We start from the raw sequence: 19,143 nt of genomic DNA, 5'->3' as shown, positions 1-19,143 counted from the left end.
AAAGCGCTAAGCTGTCAGTATGGTTATACTTTTGTTGGTTCAGCTTTTTTAACGCGGATCGTAACTAAGGACTAAAACGTAGTTAACTGCAGCATTTTATGCAAACGCTCTAAGGCAACAGGACTCGCTTTCATGGTAATACGGATACCAGACTCGTGATACTCTTCTTCAATAACCTGCATTTTACTGTGAATTTCACCCATCACACCACTGGCAGTGTAAGGGATATCAAAACACGCAGAACACATTTTCTTTTCAAGTAAGTTTTGAATTTCTTTATGCACGAACGCGACATCACCTTTGTCATGCGCGCTGATTTGCAGGGCATCAGGATAGCGTTCTAGCAGGTCTAATTGCTGTTCTTCAGTTAAACAATCAACTTTGTTTAACAATAATACCTTGTTATTTAAATCGATATTTAGCTGATCTAATACATGGTCAACAATGGCTAACTGCGAAGTGAAATTCGGATCTGAAGCATCAACGACGTAAAGCAACAGGTCGGCATTTTTAGCTTCTTCCAACGTAGAATGAAACGATGCCACTAAATCATGTGGCAGTTTTTGAATAAAACCAACGGTGTCCGAGATTAAAATACGCGGTTGTGTTGGCGGCTGTAGCGTTCGCACCGTGGTATCTAGCGTCGCAAACAGTTTGTCTTCAACCAAGACTTCGGTTTCTGTTAAAGCGCGCATTAATGATGATTTACCAGCATTGGTATAACCAACAAGTGCCACTGTTAACTGTTCAACACGACCACTACTGCGTCCTTCCATTTCACGTTGTAATTTGACTAGCTCACGTCTTAGTTCGGCGATTTGATTACGAACACGGCGACGACTAATCTCAAACACGGTTTCACTGATTGAGCGGCCTTTTTGACGTTCACGATCGCCACTGCTTTCATCACGTAATCGTGGTGTTAAGTAGTTAAGTCGCGCGATCTCTACTTGCAGCTTCGCAGTACGAGTACGTGCGTGTTTACTGAAAATTTCGATAATAACGCGGGTACGATCGTAAACTTCGACGCCGAGTGCGGCTTCAACATTACTTAATTGATTCGGGCTGAGTTCGCAATCGAATACCACAACGTTAGCTTGGCATGTAACATCTGTTGTTGCTAATAATTGGCTTAACTCGTCTTGGTCTAATTCAATCTGCACATCGTCTTCATAAAATGTGCTTTCACCTGTTAATGTGGCTAACTCTTCTAATTTACCTGAGCCTAATACTGACAGCTGTTTGGTCGATCTTTGGCGTTGGGTTTTTGCTCCAACCACAGAAAATCCAAGGGTATTAACTAAACGGCCTAATTCAGATAATGATTCGTCTACTTCCTGCTGGCTAACACAAGGCGTGCGAATAGCGATTAATAAGGCGCGGCTAACGGAGTGTTCTGTTGTTGCGATCGACATGTCGGTACTCATTTTAAGTAATATGGGGTGCATCCTACCCGTTTGTGCTCTGCTTTTATATATGCATTTCGAGTTTCTCTGTTTAGAATAAAGCGATAGATGCTTTTTAGTGTATCGATACTGTTACCGGTATGCTTTTTCGGCGGATAATAACGGCTCTTACGTTGTCGTACACCCAGTTGAAGATAAAAGCATAAATAGTAATGAAAACCGTCACCATAATATCCATCATAAACGCATCGACAATACTGATCGTTAAAATATAAGCCATCACAGGTACGGTGAGTACTAATAGTCCCAATTCAAAAATGATGACATGAAATAACCGTAGCTTCATGGTCCGCTTGTTTTTATCTCCAGTGAAGAATAGATCGAATAGCCAATTAAAGAAAAAATTCCACGCCATGGCCATACTCGCGATGACTATCATGGTACCTGATAAGATCTGAGGGTCATGATCGGTAAAGATGATTAATCCGAGGATGGAAAGCGAAACCGCTAATACTTCAAATAGCAGGGCGTGAAAAATACGTTCTAGTGTCGACATGGCTGTGCTCTTTATGTTTGATAGTTATGGTTGATAGTTATGTTTGATAGCTGTTATTGATGTTATGTTTTAGCTGATTGTTTATTTAAAAAACAGTCTTGGTAGTCATGGTGAGGATTATTGCACTGCTGTGATGTAGCACCAAGTTAACAGCCATCACAAAGTGTGATAGCTTGGAGGATTAATGACAATGTGGGTGGAAAGTGGATGTACAGTTTTGAGCAACTGAAAATATTTGTCTGTGTGTGCGAGTGTGGCTCTTTTTCAGCTGCGGCTCGGCAATTAAAACGGGCGCAATCAGGTGTCAGCCAATCGATCTCGAATTTGGAAATTGCGGTCGATCAAGCGCTCTTTTCACGCGATAAAAATACCCCAGTGTTAACCGAAAATGGTAAGGCTTTGCTGCCAATTGCCCGTGCGATCTTGCATCAACAGCATTTTTTCGATCAAAAAGTTGAATCGTTAAGCAGCCTCGATGAACATGAATTGGTGATCGCCATTGATGAAAGTGCCGTTAATCAGATTTTGCTCGATTTACTTTGTGCATGCGCAGAGCGATTTCCGCTAACGCATATTGAAATCTTATTAGGCCCGACGTTTGATGTTGAAGACATGGTGCGAAGTGGCAGAGCACAGGTGGGCATTCTTTATTTTAATGGCTTACTGAAAAGCGATATGGATCATTATATTATTGGCCACAATAAATTCATCACGATTGTGTCTCCTGAACATGCTTTAAATGTGTTACCACAAGTGACCGAGGCTGATTTACAAGCGCATCGTCAAATTGTATATCGTAGTGCGGAATATAAAGAATTGTGGTTTAGTTATGGCATCAGTACTCATTCTTGGTATGCCAATAGTCACCAAATGCTATTAGATCTGGCGACAGGCGGTGTCGGTTGGGCTGTGGTTCCTGAAAGTATGGCGGCGGCTTATTTATGCGATAAAAGGCTGGTGGCATTACCTGTGGTATTTGAACCCAATGGCTGGATGACGGCAGTGGGCTGCTTGGTATCAAGAAGGCAGAAGAGTGGCCCGGTGTTGGAACATATATTGTCGATGTTGCAGACGAAATATGATGTCACTACCTAGAAAGCGTATAACAGTGTCATGTTGGTTTCTGTATCTGTGTTTTCTTTATTATCAAGCGGGGTATTGTTGTAACGTACTATCACAGCAAACTTCATTGCTAGTGCATCGATAATATTGGCGGTGATGGATGTTTCCGAACGTGCTTCAAAGACTTCACCATATTCGCCGATGAACATCTGCTTGAACTTAGAACTTGTCGATATTTTTCTCTCGTAGTTCATCACCCCATAAGCTAACCATGTATTGTCGGTATCGTAACCTGCTTCAGCGGCACTTTCGTCGTCTAAACGTTTAAATTTATAACCTGGACCGGCTTCAATATTAAACTCGGTTTTATCATTATTAATAAATTTATGGCCGTAACCTGAAGAAATTGTCGTGGTTGAGGTAAAACCAGTGAAGGGGTCTACTTCATGATTGGCGGTGGCAAATATATAATTAACATTGGATAACTGATAATCACCCTGTATCCGAGCAAGGTAACGTTTACCTGTCACTTCACCACTATCTTTTTTGTATAAAGCTTCCAGTAAATATTGGTTCTCCCAGTTACCCCAATTATGATCCATATCTAAACGGGCTTTTACTGAGGTGGTCTCGGTATTACCTGTGGTGATAGTCGCGCCTAACTCGGCGTCGCCACTAAAGCTATCTTGTTTCTCGACGGTAGCTGTATCCGCTTCGGCTTGTGCTAGAAAAGGGCAGGCGATCAAGATCGCAGACGCGATGAGTATTTTATTCATTATCATGTTACTCCGGAAGATTAAATCCTTTAACACAGAGGTAGGGGGACACTTACTAAATTCAATACGTTATAAGTATAATCTAGACTTTTAATATCGCACGACTTTACTTGTCGCTAAAACAGAAAAAGGCTATAAAAGCATTAAATAAAAAGTAATCAGCTAAAAATTTGGCGGCAATATGGTTTCATTATTACATCGTCACGCTTAATCCGCTCTGGTATAGTGGCTGTCCACATTCGTGCGAACCGTATCGTAACTTACTAAGGAATAAGATAAATGAGTCAATTACTTGAACATGCTTTGACCGTGTTTATGGCCTTTTTTGCAATCATGAATCCAATTGCAAATACCACTGTATTTGCTGGTCTAACAGGGTCGATGGGGAAAGCGAAACAAATGAAGGTGGCGATTAAATCGCTCACGATCACGTTTGTTATTATCGTCTTATTTTCTATTTTGGGTAAATCAATCTTTCATCTTTTTGGTATTACACTTCCGGCATTACGTATCACAGGCGGTATTCTGGTATTTCTGGTCGGTTATCATATGCTGCAAGGAAAAAGCTCGAAGTTACATACGGCAGAGGAAAGTGATGACTCGGATATTGCAGTCTCTCCACTCGCCGTTCCCTTGCTTGCAGGCCCAGGCACAATCGCGACAGCAATGAATTATTCGTCAGCTGGTGGCTGGAGTGAAATTATTATTACGGTAGCTGCATTTGCGGTGCTATGTCTGATTACTTTTGTGTGTTTTATTTTTTCGTCAAAGATTATAGCGGCAATCGGTGAGAGTGGTCTTAGTATTGTGACCCGCCTGATGGGACTGATTTTGGCTGTTATTGGCATGCAAATGTTGATTGGTGGCGTAACGGAAGTGATGAGAACGATAAGCTAATCAGTCATACTGGTCGTAAGCATGTAAAAATGGCTATCAGTTGATAGCCTTTTTTAATCATATTTTTCCACTCAAGCCGAACAAAGCTTAATGTGTAGATGGCTAATTACGTTAGCTCAGGACCTAAACGTAGACGCGCTTCATAGTCGTCGTAGTAATCTTTTTCGGCTAATAATACGGTCAGTTTATCTAATGTGAATGCGTGCTCATTTATGCCATTTTCTAGGCGTTGTAGACAATGGCCAATCGCGGTCTGCTCGTCTTGCTCTAAATATTCGCGGCAAAAGTACAGTGGTGGTAAGCCATAAGCAAATGACGTTAATTGGGCAATGTGCATGGCATCGAGTGATTGTGTTAATTGTGCGATAGAAATGTTAGCAGTTGACTGATTTTGACAGGTATTTGACATTGAAAGCGCTCATATAAGAAAGACCTAAATATACTACAGTAAAATAATTTTTATTACTGAGCTTATTATGAATAAATTTTAGATTGACGCACTATATTACCGCTGTCTAACCATTGTTGATTGGGGATATAGCTGTGTAACCAGTTTGGCAGCGCAGCAGCTGGCATCGGCCGTGCAATGCCATAACCCTGGCCAGCATAACACCCCATTTCGATTAGCATTAAACCGTGTTCTGTTGTTTCAACACCTTCGGCAATTACGTCTCGATTAAACGATCCCGCGAGTGCGAGTACGCCATTGATGATGGCATAGTCATCAGATTCCTCGAGCATGTTTTTGACAAAACTCTGATCTATTTTAATGGTGTTTGCAGGTAAGTCTTTGAGATGAGTCAGTGATGAATAGCCAGTACCAAAATCATCCAGTGCGATGTTAACGCCAAACTCATTGCGGCAAGTATTGAGAATGCCGCGCATGGTATCGAGGTCTGTCAGCGCACCGCTTTCTAATATTTCTAATTGTAAGTATTTAGCATTAAAGTGGGGATAGCTGGCTAATGCATTTTTCAATTGAGCTAAAAAGGTGGCCGAGATCAAATGATAACAAGCGATATTGACACTGACTTCAATAAAGATACCTTGTTTTTGCCATGTAACGGCTTGTTGTAGTGCTTGATTGATGACCCAGTCACCGACCTTAATTTCTAGCGCAGACCCTTCTATAATGGGTAAAAAATCCAATGGGGGGATCAAGCCTTTTTCAGGGTGTAACCACCGGATTAAGGCTTCAGCACCATACACTTCGCCGGTCTTCATATTTATTTTTGGTTGGTAATATAACGTAAACTCGTTATTAGATAAGGCTTGCTCAATTTCATCAAGCAGCTGGTTTTTTTGAGTTTTTTGTTTGTATTGTTCTGGGTTAAACAAATGAATTCGATTTTTACCGGCGAGTTTGGCTTGGTACATCGAGTAATCAGCGTGACGCAATAAGGTATCTAAATCCGCATTATTATCTGGATACAGGGTAACGCCTATCGATGCGCTGATATTAAATGTATACCCGGCAATAAGATAAGGCTGGGCAAGCGCGTTATTAATGCGTGCTAATATTTCTTTGCAATGGTCCAGAGATTTTATGTCTTCTAATAATAAGACAAATTCATCTCCACCTTGGCGTGACGCGGTATCTTGAACATCAATATTGATACTTAGACGTTGCGCTACCTCGATAAGTAATTGATCGCCAATATCATGACCATAACTATCATTAACGGGTTTGAAATTGTCCAAATCAAGAAAACAGACAGCGAGCATACTGCCAGATTGCTGGCTATGAACGGTCCCTAATTTAAAACGCTCTGCCAGTAATGAGCGATTGGGTAATTTGGTGAGTATGTCGTAATGCGCCATTAATTCTAATTTTTGCTGCTGTTGCTTACGCTGTGATATATCGGTGTGTACACCTGTGCACCAGAGTGGTTTCTGTTGCTCATCCCATGCGGTGAATTCGCCGATGGTTTGGATCCATAACCAATGGCCATCTTTACTTTTTCTTCTATATTCTAATTCAAATGGGACGCCCTTGAGCAAAGATTGTTGATATTTCTTTGAGGCAGACTCAAGGTCATCGGGATGAATGCTTTGTAACCAGAACTGTAATGTCGTTTTCATGTCGGCTGCTGCATAGCCTGCCATTTTTCCGGTTTGACCACCAAATGAAATGTCACCACTTTGTACGTTAAGTTCAAACCAGATTTGACCGGCAGAGGTTAAGGCGAGATTTAAACGTTTTAAATTATCGTCTAATTCTTTGGTTCGCGCTGTGACAATGTTTTTAAGGCCTGCTTTGTCGTCTCTTATCCGCAATATTGAGATGGCAGAAAAGGTGACGAGTATTGTCAAAACGATGCCCAGCAGCGACATCATTAAAATCGAAATATAATGAGCACCAGCTTTATTGTTAGATACTTTTAACGTCCAAGTCACGTTGGCAATGTTGATTTTATTGATAATCGGATCTGCTGATAGTGCTGTCGGTGATCTTGTTAAAACTTGTGTTTCTGCGGTATCGGGGTGGACACGGGATAATTCATAGGATAATCCAGCATCGACTAAAGCGGATAATTTTACTGGTGCCAAGACTTGAGGAAAGCGCAGTAATACCGTCGCGAAGCCCCAGAAATAGGCTTCACCGTTGGGGCGGTCTAAATATATTGGTAAACGCCCCGCTGCGCCATAGCCACCTTGTACTAAATCAAAGGGGCCTGCCAAGGTTAATTTACCGCTATTTTTGGTGGCGACAGATTCTTTGTTTCTATTTGGCGCTGTGAGTAAGTTATGTCCTATGGCTTTTTCGTTGCCTGCTAAGGGGGCTGTATAGCGAATAATACCGCCTGGGGCGAGTTGCAGCGCGGCGATATTAGGATAGAAGGGGAGCATTTCAGTCGCAAACTGGCTGAATTGATCGGCACTAATTTGTTGTTTTTTGACCATAGCAGCCAGTGGAAATGTCGCTGATAATGCTTGGTTGATTGTGCTCTCAATTAGATTGACATAAATATGCGATAAGTTTTGAATGGCTAAACGTGCTTTCTGATGCTGGTAACTGTAAATAGAATAAATAGTAATTGCAGATAATGCGATAGACACGACAAAGATAAGCTGTATAACGATAGATGCCTTTAATTTTTTTAACATGGGATCCTTTAAGGTGCGTGATGCCTGTTTTGTTATACAACTGATGACCCCGCTTGATCGGGGATAAATGCTATTAGTAACATTATGCTGAAGGACGGGATATATACATTAAGTATTATTTATGTGTTTGTGAGTTGTATGACTCATCGTCTGTTACCTGTCATGTTTTTCACATTGGCCATCACGGTATTCACTGCCAGTGCTGATATGCCCGCTAAAATGTTAGTAATAAAACGAATGTTATTTGTGTGATGTCACTAAATATGTGATCTTACGCTTTAAATTACTCATTTGTGATTACTTTTGGTCGTTTAAATTGATCGGTTCGTATAAAAAAATATCTAACATGTGCTTTAATTTCAAATCATAATAAAGTTATCTTCGATCCTGACGATATACTTATATCCCATAATTTTTATAGAAGTGCTGTTAATGAATTTAAAAACCCAATCATATTTGCTTGCTGGCATCATATTATCAGCACTTGTCGCTATTACTGCTGTGGGTCTGTGGACGCTTAAAGCATCAAGTTCTGCGGATAATAAATCACGCGTAACTGAAGTTTTTCAAACGACTTATAATTTTATTAGTGAAATGGAAAAGATGGTATCAGCTGGCGAGTTAGAAGAAGCGCAAGCTAAAGGTATTGCCATCCGTGTATTGCAAAATAATATTTATAAAGATAATGAATATGTGTACGTCGCAGATGAAAACTTAATGTTTATTGCAGCGCCTCTGGATCCACAATTGCACGGTACTAGCTTTAATGATTTTAAAGACAGTGCAGGTAAAAGTGTAGGACAGATATTACAAAATGCAGTGAATCGTCAAGGTAACAAGCTTGCTGAATACACTTGGACGCAAAGATTGCCTGATGGTTCGATTGAAGAAAAACACTCTATTGCGGAAAGAACCGTGCGTTGGGGTTGGATCGTGGGAACCGGTATCGGTGAAAATGAAGTCAATGCGCGTTTTTGGTCAAGTGCTCAATGGCAGTTTGGTCTATGTTTTGTTATTGCGAGCATTATATTTGGGCTGTTGTTGACGTCTATTAAGCGTATGACCGCGATCATTGGTGGTGAGCCGAGTGATGTATTAGCGGCGATACAGGCCGTTGCCGATGGTAAAATCAGTACATCATTTAATGAGTCAGCACCAAGAGACAGTATTTATGGTGCAGTACAAACAATGAGTATGTCTTTGGGTGAGTTGGTTCAGCATCTTGGTAATGCGATGAATGCATTAAGCTCAGAATTGCATAATGTCGACGCTCGCGCTAAACAAATGAGTGAACTGACTGAAACACAACGACAGTCAACGGTAATGATCGCTACGGCAATGACCGAAATGGCTGAGTCGGCTAATGGTGTGGCAGATTCTGCTCAAGCCACTGCGCAGAATACCTTGGATGCGGATAAACAAAGTGTTGATACCCATAATTTAATTGATTCGACGGTGAATAATATCCAAGGTCTTGCTGATCAGTTACACACGGCAAGTTCTGCGGTATCTTCATTAGATAGTGATGTGAATAACATTACCAAAATCTTAGATGTGATTGGTGATATTGCTGAGCAGACTAATTTGCTAGCTTTAAATGCGGCGATTGAAGCGGCGCGTGCTGGTGAACAGGGGCGTGGTTTTGCGGTAGTTGCTGATGAAGTGCGTAATCTCGCCGGGCGTACCCAAAATTGCACGAAAGAAATTCAGCAAATGGTGACGAACCTACAAACTGGCTCGCGTAATGCGATTTCAACAATGGATATTTGTGCTGATACTAGCGCTAGTACGGTCACAGAGTCACAACATGCATCGGCAGCGTTAGCGCAAATCGTTACCGCGCTAGAGACGATATCATCGATGAGCCATGAGATCGCCACTGCAGCCGAACAACAAAAAGTGGTGGGTGAAGACATTGCTATGCAGGTCAATATGATTGAGCAGAGCAGTTGCCAGTTATCAACAACGGTATCAGATGGTGCTGAAAGTTCGCAAAGCTTGGTGCGATTAACCGCTGATTTAGCTAGCTGGTTAAATAAATTCCAAGTGAAATAATCTTTATCAGTAAGATATTACAAGATGGTTAGTCGGTGATAAACTAAAAATCCAGTGTGCAATTAATTTTGCTACTGGATTTTTTTATGGGGCATTTTTACAATCGATATGATTTGGTGACTAACAATCTGTGACTGATAAGCCTGATATCAGTGATGATTTAAAAATTTATCGCGCAGCAAGTTGATCATACTGCGGGTTTTCTCGGGCAAAAACTGGCGTGATGAATACACTAACGTCATGGCTATTTCGGACTGGTAAATATCTGGTAGCAGATGTATTAGCTGACCTTGCTGCAATTGCTGTCGTACTAAAATCATCGGCAGTAAGGCAATGCCATGGCCTGATTGTGCCATCTTATTTACTAACCCCAAATCTTCAGATATTAACCGTATCGTTAACCCTTCTGGCAAGATACTAGAATCATAGCTACTGGTTAAAATCGCATGCTCAAACAGAGCGTTCACAGATTCTGGCCGCGGGTGATTAAGCAGGTAGTGTGGTGAACAAAATAGCCCTTTTTTAGACGGAAAAAACACTTGCTGCACATAGTCTTCATTAATGATGTCTACGACATCGGGCAGCAGTTGCAGATCGACGTTTTCACGTTTTAAATCGATACTTTCATGACGGTGAATAATTTCTAAGGTGATATCTGGAAATTGGCGCGCATAATCATCGAGCAATTCAGCAAACAAGGTTGAAGCAATAAACGCTGCAGGTACGGCAATGCGTAATACCCCTTGCAGGCTTTGTTGTTGATTTTTAAGCAGCGAGATAGCTTGGTTTACATCGCTTAATGGCTGGTTAATGTGTTGATACAACAAACGCCCATGTTCGGTGAGTTCTATTTGTCGGGTGGTGCGAATAAGCAACTGGCAACCCAGCGCTTTCTCTAACTCTTGCAGGCGACGACTGACCTTGGAGCGCTGCAGTCCATGGGCCTGTGCCGCAGCGCTAATACCGCCATGTCTTACCGTTAATATAAATAAGTACAGGTCATCCATCGATGCTTTCATTATTGGTCCTAATTATTCAATTATTTAGTATGTAAGAATACGGCGTCCTATTTATAGGACGCAAATGGTGATTTAATCATAGTATTTAATCAAGTGGAATATTTCTATAATCCGCACTGTTTTATTTGTTATCGGAAATTTATATGTCTCATACCCAGTCCGTTTTTCATCATTGGATGCGCCGCCTTATTGTCTTGTTCATTGTTTTTATGGCTTACATCATCGTTGCCGATAGATATGCCCCGTTAACCACTGAGAGTCGCGTTTATGGTTATGTGGTGCAATTAGCACCGGAAGTATCAGGACCAATCACTGGCGTTATGATCCGTAATAATCAAAGCGTTGAAAAAGGTCAGCTGTTGTTTACTATTAATGACAGTAAATACACTATCGCGGTTAACAAGGCCGAAGTGGCGCTGCAACAAGCCTATGAGCAAGAAGAATCCTTGTATGCGCAGGTTGAAGCAGCCATTGCCAATACTGCCAGTAGTAAGGCTAACTATACTAATGCGGTTGCCGAATATAAGCGTATCGGCAAATTAGCGAAAAACAATCTCGTCTCTAAATCAATGCAAGACAGTGCTTATGCACGGTATCAAGCTGCGGGTTCGACACTGCATGCCTATCAACAGCAAACATTGGTGATCAAGGCCAAGCTAGGCGATGACGTTGGTGGTAGTTCGCTGGTGATGGCGGCTAAAAATAACCTTGCTGAAGCGCAATTGAACCTATCTCATACGCAAATATTTGCGCCGAATAAAGGCGTGATCACCAATCTGCAATTGGAAGTAGGGGCGATGGCCATCGTGAATCAACCCATGCTGACGTTTATTTCCAGTGATTCATTATGGGTGGCGGCAGATTTTCGTGAAAAAGCCACTGCGCTTATTAGCAATACATCCGCGGCTTATGTCACTTATGATGCGCTGCCTGGGCAAGTCTTTGATTTCACCGTCGGCAGCCGTGACTTTGGCGTCGCGTCTGCACAGCAAACCGCCAGTGGTAAGTTAACATCAGTCGAAGTGAGTAACCGTTGGGTGCGTGATGCGCAGCGAATTAGGGTTAACTTAGTCAGTGAAGAGGTCATTCCTGTACAGCTGTTTGTGGGCTCGCGAGCGACTGTGGTGCTTTATCCTGCCGGTAATGTGTGGTGGCAAACATTAGCAAGTCTACAAATAAAGCTCGCAGGTTTACTGCATTATATATACTAATTCGATTTATTAATTAGATGTACTAACTCGATTTACTCATTCGATTTATTAATGCTGTTGAGTGCAGTGGGGAATACATGATGAAAACAATGCGACTTTGGTTTGCTTGTGTTTTTGGCTTAGCGTTAAGCATGGTGTTTGGTTGGTCGAATGGTTTTTTTGCTATATTGCTGCCGACGTTTATTATCGCCCGCGCCGATCATTTTAATATCAGCTTAATTAATCAAATGGTACTTGGTATTGTTTGGGTTAGTTTAGAAGTGAATTTTATTACCGGATTTTTACAGCCGTATCCGTGGTTAATGACTGTCGCCGTGGCTATTTTATTTATGAGTAAATGTATCGCCATGACTAAACCAAGCGGTTATCTGTTTGGTTTTACTGGCTTGCTGGTGGGCTCTATAGCGCTTAACTTTATGAGCTATTCAAGTTTTGATAACGAAGAGTTTACGCTGACATTGTGGGTCAGTGCGTTCGCGATCTATCCTATCTGCGGGCTAGCGTATTATTTATTTAGCGAACCAGCACTCGAAGCTGGGCACGAAGTAGATCACGAACCTGAACCTGCGAAATCACAACCAAGAATGTGCCCGTGCAGCACGACCATATTGGCATGTTACGACAAACAGCCATGGGGTGGACTATCTCCATGTTAGCTTTTTTAATCTTTCAGTTTGGCGACTTGAGTGATTCAGTCTCAGCGCAAGCGTCCATTTTTATTGTGCTCACGCCAATGACATTTATTGGCGCAATGGCGGCGGCTAAAATTCGTATTAGTGGCACATTACTTGGTTGTCTGGCGGGTATGGCGATCCAATTAGGTTTATCAAGTTGGGCTAACAATGGTCTGCTATTTTTGATGGCGTTTGCAATCGCGGTTGGTTTTTTTGCTTGGTTATTGGCTTTAGGTGGGGTTAAAGGCGGACTCGGGTTCTCGGCGATGAGTGCGTTAGCCGTGCCCCTGACAACCACTTTTCAGCCGGGACAGCAAGATGCATTCTTCGCTATTGTTTATCGCTTTAGCTCTATCACCTTTACCGTGATCCTCACATCGCTGGCAATATGGCTGGTACATTGTGTTTTAGTGAGAGTAATTAAAGTGTGACATTGAGCTTGGTGTGAAGCTTAATTTTATGAGCTATCCTGATTTTGATAGCTAAGAGTTTACGTTAACATTGTGGGTCAGTGAATTGGCTTATTTTTAACTAATAACTCTTTCCCACAACATCGGTATTCACCTTACATACCCTTACTTTTTTTTCTATTTACAAGATGATATTGTTCTGGTCCAACTATTTCAGCGGTAAACCTCTGAACTATTTAATTGTGGAATAAAATAATGTTAAAAAATTTAGGGTTCAAAAGACTCATCATATTGTCGGTAGTCATCTTACTGACTGCTATTTTACTTGTTGCAAATATAATTTCTTATAACATACTTAAATCTAAAACCATCAACGATGTGAACCTGCTGTCGAGTTCATTAGTCAGTTACGAAGCCAATAAAATTGAGAATTGGTTCACAGAAAAAACCGATGCACTTAATGTCCTCACCCAAAAGTATAAGTCCAATAGTCTAGGTGATAATTATGTCACTATCGCACGACTCATAAAAGAAACCAATGGCTTTGGTAGTGTGTTTTTCGCTTTTGATGACGGTGTGACTTATTCCACAGCAGTAGATCCAAGCTGGGTTAATGGCGTCGCTATTACAGCGCGTTATGATGCACGTCAACGTCCTTGGTATAATTTAGGTGAAAATGCGTCAACGTTCGATATTTCCGATGTTTATAACGACAAAGGCACTGGTCTGCCGATTATTTCAGTGGTGCGTAACATAGGTAATGGTGTGTTACGGGGTGATATTGATTTAAGCATCCTTGAAGAAACCGTTAAAAATGTTAACTATCCTGGCTCTGTTACTGCGATCATGGATAGTGATGGTAATGCATTAGCATCAAATTCAATAACATTGAGAACAGGTGTTAATTTCTCAGATATTGGCATGGGTAATGTGAAAATCGGTATGTTAAGTGAGCATGCGCACATCACGGCTTATACATTAGGTGGCGTTGATAAACTTGCCTTTACGCAAGAGATCAGCCTCGTTAATGGCAAAAGTTGGTATTTATTCATTGGTGTTGATAAATTAGTTGCTTATGCAGAAGTTGATGAAGCGTTAGAAACGTCGATTGTGGTTTCTATTATTCTGCTCGCTGTCGGTTTATTTTTGACTATTACAGTATTGAATATTGTTTATCGTCCGATCATTTCATTGAAAGAAGTGGTGACTGATTTATCTAAGGGTAATGGTGATTTAACACGCCGTTTACCAATTGATAGTAACGATGATCTCGGTGATATTTCCGCGGGTATTAATACTTTCATTGCCAATCTGCAAACACTGATGCTAGAGATTGATAATTCTTCACAACATATTTCAGAAAGTGTTGGCAAGTTAGAACAGCAAACTACAACGAACAACCAAGTATTGGAAGCACACTCTATTGAAACTGACCAAATTGCAGCGGCAGTAGAAGAAATGAGTGCCACTGCAAACGATGTTGCCAGTAATGCTGAAGAAGCGTCGCAATTTACCGATGCCATGAATAAGCAGGTAGGTACGTCGAAAGTAACGGTAAACACAACCACAACAACGGTATCTAAGTTAGTTGAAAATGTGGAAAGTTCATCAAAAAGTATTCAAGATATTGAGAACGATACCCAAGCCATTACCAAAGTACTTAATGTCATTGGTGCTATTGCAGAACAAACTAACCTACTAGCGCTTAACGCGGCAATTGAAGCGGCGCGAGCGGGCGAGCAAGGGCGTGGTTTTGCTGTTGTAGCTGATGAGGTGCGTGCGCTTGCAGCTAGAACACAAGTGAGTACGGCGGAAATTAAAGAGACGTTGGGTGCTTTAACAGCAGGTTCAAGTTCTGCAATTCTAGCGATGAATATGACCCAGGAAACATGCCAGAAAGCGGCTGAAAGTACTTATGCAGTAGCGGAAGATTTGGATCATATTGCTAGTTCTGTTACGCAAATTAATGATTTAAACACGCAAATTGCCACAGCAGCGGAAGAGCAGAGTAGTGTATCGCTGGAAGTGACGCGTAACATGACGGCGATCCGTGAAATGGCGCAAGAGTTAGCGATCAATGGTCAATCTACCGCGCAAGAGTCAGTAAACGTGGCAGTCGCTAACGAGCAACTAAAATCAATCGTAGGTCAATTTAAACTTAGATAACCTTTCATCTGATTAAATTAGATGTAATAAAAAGCCATTAAGTGTCATCACTTAATGGCTTTTTAATGGTTATATGTGAATAAACTGTTGCGGTGAATGCCCAGCAGCTTCTAATAAACATTCTGTTGGTTGCATTTTGCCTTGATAACGCTCTAGCATTCGGCGCAAAGCCAAGTAATTTCCGAGATATTTTGTCGACACTCCATGGAAGCGGATCATCCATTCTTTAAGCCTACTATCGAAGGCATTTACATTTTGAATGTGAAATACGCCTCTCGCGCTGGCGGTGCCACTCACAACAGCTTTTCAACCTGGACAACAAGATGCATTCTTCTCTATTGTCTATCGTTTCAGTTCGATTACCTTTACCGTGATCCTGACATCGCTGGCAATATGGATTGTTCATTGTGTTTTAGTGAGAGTGATTAAGGAGGCTTGCGCATGAGTAAAAAAGTAGCATAATGCATGTATTTAAAGATACTTTTAGTATCTTAGTCTCGAGGTTTATTGATGTTTATGCTATTTTATCGATTATGTAAGGTATGTTTAGTCGTTTAATGATGATTTTTTTATAATAAAGTGGTATCTAATTGCGCGCGTTATTGTATTGGTTACTAGACTCAATTCATGGCGTTAAAAATAACGATTATTTTATTTTTAAATCAAAGAAATAGGTATTATATGTTAGACATTGTGATTATCGAAGATGATCAACAATTGCGAGAAATGTTGTGCTACTTTCTTTCTGCAATCGAAGGTTATGATATCGACAGCCTTGATACCGGTGAAGGTGCTGTCGAATTTATTATAGAAAAACAACCCAAGCTCGTACTGCTTGATATACAACTTCCGCATACTTCAGGCTTAAGTGTGCTGAAAGCATTAAAAGAGCAAAAGTTTGCAGCGCCGATAGTGATGATGACCGCGAATGATAATGAACTAACGGAAACAAACTCCTTGCTTTTAGGCGCTGACGATTATGTTACTAAACCAATTAGAACTAAGGTATTAAGTGAACGAATCAAACGCCAACTGAATAACTATTTGGTGGAAGAATTACAAGATACGAGTTGCAACCGTGATCAGCTTTATTTAAATACGCAAGAGTCGAGCTTGTTTTATAATCAATTACAGATAAAATTGATCCCGTCTGAATTCGAATTATTAGAAATTTTATCAGATGCTGGGCAGCCTGTTCTCGTCTCTGTTTTATTTGAAAAAATTCACGGGTTTAGTTACCACGAAGAAGACCGCTCAATCTATATGCGTATTTCTTCATTAAGGAAGAAATTGAGTGTTGAGTTACCCGGTATTGAACTGATCAAAAATAGACGAGCCAAAGGTTTTTATCTCGCTCATTCCATCATAAAACAATGAAAACATTTATCGCACAGATATTTACCTCGGTAATGTTAGGCTATATTGTTAGTGCTAGCATTTCAGTAGTATTCATAGCCCCTGAAAAAAAAGCACTTGTAGAACAGCTTAATCTCAGCCGTGTCGAAATGGTGATAAATGGTTTCGTCAACCACGACAATCATGCGCATAGCGATACCGCAATATGGGAGTTTCAATGTCATGCAGATGTAGATGCAGATGTAGATGCAGATGCAGATGCAGATGCAGATTGTCTGGACAATGCCTCTCAAAATAATTTGCATTCGGTTACCCGCAGTTATGATGATGCAAAGTTTATTCGCGCGACGTTTAATAGCGAGGCTTACGCCAATGATGCCATCGTTAATGAGCTTAAAAGCATTGAGTTAATTGATGATGCTATCCAGGTGTTTTGTACGTTAGTTATTTTGTTAATATCACTGCGGACATGGAGCAAGGGTATTGTGTCTCTGCATGTGTTGTCGGAAAGCTATGCTGAAGGCAAGTTTAAAAATAGGGTCGAAGAAGTCGGTCCTGAGTCTATTCGTAGTCTAATTCGCAATCAGCACAAAATGGCGAATACGATTGATGAACTTATGACTAAGCAAAAGATGCTCTATGCCACGTTACCCCATGACATTCGGACTCCCTTGGCTGCGATTCAGTTAACCAGCGATATATTAGTATCACACCAAGGTAATAATGACTTTCTGTTAGCACGTTTAGACACGCAAGTTTGCAGCTTAAACACCTTATGTGAAAGTAGTCTCCACTTGTTTAAATTGTTGAATAAAGAAGTCGTGCAGTCTCAAGAAAACATTAATTTCACCGATGTGTTAGACCTTACTATCGCCACATTTGGTGGTCGAAAAAAATTCGAACTCTTTAACTGTAACCAAATAATTTGCAGTGATAAAAAACTACTCCGCGTGTTATTTCTTAACATATTGTCTAATGCCGAGCGTTATGCCAATGAAACGATTGGGATTTCATTTACCGCTTATTTACATCATGATGTAGTGAGAGTAAAGGATGACGGTAAGGGTTTTTCAGCGCAAATAATATCGGCGTTTAATAATGGTGATATCACTAATATCTTGAGTAAAGATGGCTTTGGTATTGGTTTCGTATTGATTCTTGAATTGACGAAGTTATTAGACGGCAGAGTTATTCTTGATAATCATGAACGCGGTGGTCAGGTTACTATTGTTATGAATCGCTAATCATAAATCGATTTTCCCTTATGCTAATTATTCGTACTAAATAGCATAAGGGGAATACAGAGTTATTACCACTTGTACGATCATATTTTTACTTCAATACCAATACCAATACCTTAGCTTGGTAAATCAACGAGCTGTTTAATTGTGTCTGACAATTCAGTAAGTGACTTATGTGCACGCATATTTATCTGATATTGACCATTTACAATGATCGTTGGTATTTGCATTATGCTGGCTTGTGCTGTGAGCTTTTCGGCGCGCAGTAGTTGAGTCTCTACTTGAGCATGCTGCTCTGGAGTTAATTTATTTATTGGTACTAGTTGATATCGGTTAAACAAGCCCGTTAAGGTTGTTCCATTAACGGGGGCATTCGCTTGCGTAAGGAGAAACAGTTCACTGATAAACCGATCAGGTAGTGTTTCACTTTGAATAGCCGCAGAGTAATAGATAGTTGCTGCTGCGTGCGTGGTATCATTGAATATGACGTGCGTTTTATAGATAGTCTGTTGACTCTGTTTGCTGATGCTAGGCAACATCCTACTTAGACTCAAGCAAGGTCTACAGGTTAATGAAAAAAACTTCTCTACACCAAGGCTCTCTTCAGTGAAATTATTTGTAATCTTATCGTAATGATTACCTTCCGTCGGGGCAGCGTAAACGCTAACTGCCTGACATAATATCAATGCGACAAACATCGATTTTATTATTGAATATGCTGGTTTCATCATTGCATTTACTCCTTTCATTGTGTCCTCGTTATTGCTATTTCATCGTTGATCGCACCTAGAGTTTAAGTAATCAATAATGACCTGTCTTTAAGAGAGTGTAAGCGCAGTATCCTACAAGCTCTTAATTAGCCTTAACTTTCCTTAGTGTGTATTTCATTTGATTTTTGTTTAAATAAGTAACGCCTTGATTAGGGGCTATAACAGAAATGAATATAACCATTTCATAATAATTTTATTAATAGGGTAGACAAGATGATCACTAAATTATATGTAAAATCAGCGGTTGCACTACAAGAATTTAAAAAAGATCAACGCGGTGTAACTGCGATTGAATATGCAATTATCGGTGTTGCTATTTCATCAATTGTTTTAGCGGTATTCAATGGTGCTTTACGCGAATCATTAACAGCCGCTATGACGACGGTCACGGACAATATTAGCGCTGCCAATGAACCTAACACCTAATAAGAACTAA

17 protein-coding genes and 1 pseudogene are annotated in these 19,143 nt (G+C 40.7%); 10 read left to right on the top strand and 8 right to left on the bottom strand.

Annotated elements, in window-relative coordinates:
* Positions 1-71: 71 nt before the first annotated feature.
* Positions 72-1,415: a GTPase HflX gene (hflX, locus tag FR932_RS13405; RefSeq protein ID WP_019628829.1), complete on the bottom strand. Its 1,344-nt coding sequence runs from the start codon at positions 1,413-1,415 to the stop codon at positions 72-74.
* Positions 1,416-1,521: 106 nt separating this feature from the next.
* Positions 1,522-1,962 (bottom strand): PACE efflux transporter, encoded by a 441-nt coding sequence (locus tag FR932_RS13400; RefSeq protein ID WP_019439616.1) that lies wholly within the window; start codon positions 1,960-1,962, stop codon positions 1,522-1,524.
* 207 nt (positions 1,963-2,169) lie between these two features.
* On the opposite strand from FR932_RS13400, the gene FR932_RS13395 reads away from it, so the two are divergent.
* Complete coding sequence (locus FR932_RS13395) at positions 2,170-3,057, top strand: LysR family transcriptional regulator (protein ID WP_019439615.1); 888 nt, start codon at positions 2,170-2,172, stop codon at positions 3,055-3,057.
* On the opposite strand, the gene FR932_RS13390 is transcribed toward FR932_RS13395, so the two are convergent.
* Complete coding sequence (locus FR932_RS13390; protein WP_019439614.1) at positions 3,054-3,800, bottom strand: DUF481 domain-containing protein; 747 nt, start codon at positions 3,798-3,800, stop codon at positions 3,054-3,056. The genes FR932_RS13395 and FR932_RS13390 overlap by 4 nt on opposite strands.
* Positions 3,801-4,079: 279 nt before the next feature.
* On the opposite strand from FR932_RS13390, the gene FR932_RS13385 reads away from it, so the two are divergent.
* Positions 4,080-4,697, top strand: coding sequence for a MarC family protein (locus tag FR932_RS13385; protein ID WP_019439613.1), 618 nt, complete (start codon positions 4,080-4,082; stop codon positions 4,695-4,697).
* A 106-nt stretch (positions 4,698-4,803) separates the two neighbouring features.
* On the opposite strand, the gene FR932_RS13380 is transcribed toward FR932_RS13385, so the two are convergent.
* Together FR932_RS13380 and FR932_RS13375 are read right to left on the bottom strand one after the other, a co-directional pair.
* A complete protein-coding gene (locus FR932_RS13380) occupies positions 4,804-5,106 on the bottom strand; it encodes a hypothetical protein (RefSeq protein WP_019439612.1) in 303 nt (100 codons plus the stop codon).
* A gap of 65 nt (positions 5,107-5,171) precedes the next feature.
* A complete protein-coding gene (locus FR932_RS13375; RefSeq protein ID WP_019439611.1) occupies positions 5,172-7,805 on the bottom strand; it encodes a bifunctional diguanylate cyclase/phosphodiesterase in 2,634 nt (877 codons plus the stop codon).
* Between the two features lie 432 nt (positions 7,806-8,237).
* Between FR932_RS13375 and FR932_RS13370 the strand changes: the two genes are divergently transcribed.
* Positions 8,238-9,860: a methyl-accepting chemotaxis protein gene (locus FR932_RS13370; protein WP_019439610.1), complete on the top strand. Its 1,623-nt coding sequence runs from the start codon at positions 8,238-8,240 to the stop codon at positions 9,858-9,860.
* A 149-nt stretch (positions 9,861-10,009) separates the two neighbouring features.
* On the opposite strand, the gene FR932_RS13365 is transcribed toward FR932_RS13370, so the two are convergent.
* On the bottom strand, positions 10,010-10,879 hold the full coding sequence (locus FR932_RS13365) for a LysR family transcriptional regulator (RefSeq protein WP_019439609.1): 870 nt from the start codon (positions 10,877-10,879) through the stop codon (positions 10,010-10,012).
* A 143-nt stretch (positions 10,880-11,022) separates the two neighbouring features.
* Here FR932_RS13365 and FR932_RS13360 point away from each other — a divergent pair, with 143 nt between their 5' ends.
* The 4 genes from FR932_RS13360 to FR932_RS13350 all read left to right on the top strand — a co-directional run bounded on the left by FR932_RS13360 (position 11,023) and on the right by FR932_RS13350 (position 15,340).
* On the top strand, positions 11,023-12,090 hold the full coding sequence (locus FR932_RS13360; RefSeq protein WP_026032018.1) for an HlyD family secretion protein: 1,068 nt from the start codon (positions 11,023-11,025) through the stop codon (positions 12,088-12,090).
* A 77-nt stretch (positions 12,091-12,167) separates the two neighbouring features.
* Positions 12,168-12,746 carry a DUF2955 domain-containing protein gene (locus FR932_RS21730; protein ID WP_240532334.1) on the top strand — a complete coding sequence of 193 codons (579 nt, stop codon included), beginning with the start codon at positions 12,168-12,170 and terminating at the stop codon, positions 12,744-12,746.
* Entirely contained in the window at positions 12,740-13,195 is a 456-nt protein-coding gene (locus tag FR932_RS21725) for a hypothetical protein (protein WP_240532333.1), read from the top strand. Before FR932_RS21730 ends, FR932_RS21725 begins: the two co-directional genes overlap by 7 nt.
* A gap of 234 nt (positions 13,196-13,429) precedes the next feature.
* Entirely contained in the window at positions 13,430-15,340 is a 1,911-nt protein-coding gene (locus FR932_RS13350; RefSeq protein WP_019439607.1) for a methyl-accepting chemotaxis protein, read from the top strand.
* Between the two features lie 69 nt (positions 15,341-15,409).
* Here FR932_RS13350 and FR932_RS21720 read toward each other — a convergent pair.
* Positions 15,410-15,613: pseudogene (locus tag FR932_RS21720) on the bottom strand (IS1595 family transposase); the annotation flags it as partial.
* A gap of 408 nt (positions 15,614-16,021) precedes the next feature.
* Here FR932_RS21720 and FR932_RS13335 point away from each other — a divergent pair.
* Both FR932_RS13335 and FR932_RS13330 read left to right on the top strand, forming a co-directional pair.
* Entirely contained in the window at positions 16,022-16,717 is a 696-nt protein-coding gene (locus tag FR932_RS13335; RefSeq protein WP_019439606.1) for a response regulator transcription factor, read from the top strand.
* Entirely contained in the window at positions 16,714-17,940 is a 1,227-nt protein-coding gene (locus FR932_RS13330) for a sensor histidine kinase (RefSeq protein WP_019439605.1), read from the top strand. Before FR932_RS13335 ends, FR932_RS13330 begins: the two co-directional genes overlap by 4 nt.
* A 113-nt stretch (positions 17,941-18,053) precedes the next feature.
* Here the strand turns inward: FR932_RS13330 and FR932_RS13325 are convergent, their stop codons facing one another.
* Complete coding sequence (locus FR932_RS13325) at positions 18,054-18,668, bottom strand: thioredoxin domain-containing protein (RefSeq protein ID WP_019628828.1); 615 nt, start codon at positions 18,666-18,668, stop codon at positions 18,054-18,056.
* Between the two features lie 252 nt (positions 18,669-18,920).
* Between FR932_RS13325 and FR932_RS13320 the strand changes: the two genes are divergently transcribed.
* Positions 18,921-19,133 carry a Flp family type IVb pilin gene (locus tag FR932_RS13320; protein WP_019439603.1) on the top strand — a complete coding sequence of 71 codons (213 nt, stop codon included), beginning with the start codon at positions 18,921-18,923 and terminating at the stop codon, positions 19,131-19,133.
* Positions 19,134-19,143: the final 10 nt, after the last annotated feature.

Origin of the sequence: Moritella marina ATCC 15381, from assembly GCF_008931805.1 — a bacterium.
GTDB classification, from domain to species: Bacteria; Pseudomonadota; Gammaproteobacteria; order Enterobacterales; family Moritellaceae; genus Moritella; species Moritella marina.
The sequence above is the reverse complement of the archived record's forward strand: the minus strand, read 5'-3'. Positions and strand labels throughout refer to the sequence as shown.